Raw genomic sequence first — 2,115 nt, 5'->3', positions numbered from 1 at the left:
CCCCACCCGCTTCCCCCGCAGCCGCACCCGCTTCCCCCGCAGCCCCACCCGCTTCTTCCGCAGCCCCACCCGCGCCGCCGAGCCCAGCCTCGGGTCCACCGCCCGCTGAGCCTGCCGCGCCGGTCCCGGCCGGCCCCGGCCCGCCGGCTCATGACCCCGCCGATGGTCCGGCGTTCTTCCCGTCCGCGCCCGACCAGCAAGGCCCGCCGTCAGACCCGGCTTCGTCCGTTTCGTCGTTCGCGGAGCCGATGGCTTCGCCCACGGTCGTTTCCGGTCCACCGGGTCGTGGGCCCATGGATGATCCGGCGGACTTGTTCGGCGCGCCTGTGCCGGCGGGCCAGGGCGTTTCCTTCGCGCCGGCTAGCGCCGACGTGCAGGGCGACTCGGGGCGGCCCGGCGTGGCTGATGATGCGCCGGTTGTCGCCGACGGGGCGTGCGATCTGGCAGGGGACAGCGGGGCGGCGCGCGGTCTGGCAGGGGACGCCGTGGTGGGGCGGGTGTCGGGTGAGGACGGTGTGGTGGGGCGCGGCCGTGATGGGAACGGTGTGGTGGTGGCGGGTACTGATCGCGTGGCTTCTGAGGGGGAACGATGATCTCGGTGGTGCTGGCCGATGACCAGGCGTTGGTGCGGGCCGGGTTCCGGGCGCTGCTCGACGCGGAAGCGGACATCCGGGTGGTCGGTGAGGCGTCGGACGGGCTGCAAGCGATCAGTCTGGTCCGCGCGACCCGGCCGGAGGTGGTGCTGATGGACATCCGGATGCCCGGGGTGGACGGGCTGGAGGCGACCAAGCGGATCGCCGCCGATCCGGCCTGTGCGGAGACCCGGGTGGTCATCCTGACCACGTTCGAACTCGACGAGTATGTGTTCGAGGCGCTGCGGACCGGCGCCTCCGGGTTCCTGGTCAAGGACACCGAACCGGTGGAGCTGCTGCGGGCGGTGCGCGCGGTCGCGGCCGGCGACGCATTGCTGTCACCGAGCGTGACCCGCCGGGTGATCGGCGAGTTCGCCGGGGCGAGCGCCGGCCGCCGTCCGGAACCACCCCGCGAGCTGGACCAGCTCACCGACCGCGAACGCGAAGTGATGGCACTGGTCGCCGAGGGCCTCTCCAACGACGAGATCGCCACCCGCCTGGTGATCAGCCCAGCCACCGCAAAAACCCACGTCAGCCGCACGATGATCAAGCTAGGCGCACGCGACCGTGCTCAGCTGGTGGTCTACGCCTACGAGGCCGGCCTGATCCGCCCCGGCTGGCTCGCCTGACGATCCCACCCCCCAAGCGCGGCCCCGGGCCACCTCCAGTTCACGGCCGCGGCTGGCTCTCGGGGGTGTCTCCGAGGGCAGAAGGCACCGCTGAAAGCCAGCCCGCGAGCCCAGCGGCGGCGGGGGTTTCTGTTCGCTGACGGCCGGGGTCAGGGCCGTCAGGGCCAGCTGGACTCGCACCAATGTCACTCAGCTTGCGTTGAGGCGCCGGCCGCTCCGGGGTAGGGCGGTGAGAGTCCGCACTGCCAGATCGCGTGCGTCTGCCGCCCACCCGGGGGCGGTGAACGCACGCACAACCCGACCGCGGACCGCCACCGCCCCCGAACCCGGCCCACCGCGGACCTCTACCGTCCCACCGGCGCCGAGCGCGGACTCCTGCCGTCCCGCGAGCGCTGAGCGCGGACTCCTGTCGTCCCGCGACTGCTGAGCGCGGACTTCTGCCGTCTCTTCAACGCCGAACGCGGACCTCCGCAGCCTCGCTGGCATCGACCACTCACGCAGGTCGTCACAGCAACACCGGGCGACCGAACGTCCCGGCCCGCAACGACGCCCCCGCCCACCTGCGCCCGAATACATCGGACACCACTCCAAAGCCGTGGGGACACCGAGATCAAACAGGCTGAGCGGGATGGGGACTCGCCCGGCTGGTTGTGGTGGTCCTTGAAGCGGCTCATAACGGCCGTGAGGGCCAGCCCGGTTGGTTTGGCTGGTTGTGGTGGCCGTTAAAGCGGCTCATAGCGGCCGTGAGGGCCAGCCTGTCAATCCCCTGGAACCGTAGAGGCTTTGATCTTGAGGTTTTTAGATCTTGGTAGGTGTAGTCAGTGGCGGCGTAGCCGCCTCCATCTCCCGATCTT

At 71.2% G+C, this 2,115-nt stretch carries 1 protein-coding gene; it reads left to right on the top strand.

Annotated features, from left to right (window positions below; genetic code table 11):
• The first annotated feature begins 589 nt into the window (after window positions 1-589).
• Window positions 590-1,261, top strand: coding sequence for a response regulator (locus ADL15_RS13190; RefSeq protein ID WP_067689136.1), 672 nt, complete (start codon window positions 590-592; stop codon window positions 1,259-1,261).
• Window positions 1,262-2,115: the final 854 nt, after the last annotated feature.

Source organism: Actinoplanes awajinensis subsp. mycoplanecinus (assembly GCF_001509495.1).
Lineage (GTDB): Bacteria > Actinomycetota > Actinomycetes > Mycobacteriales > Micromonosporaceae > Actinoplanes > Actinoplanes palleronii.
The sequence above is the reverse complement of the archived record's forward strand: the minus strand, read 5'-3'. Positions and strand labels throughout refer to the sequence as shown.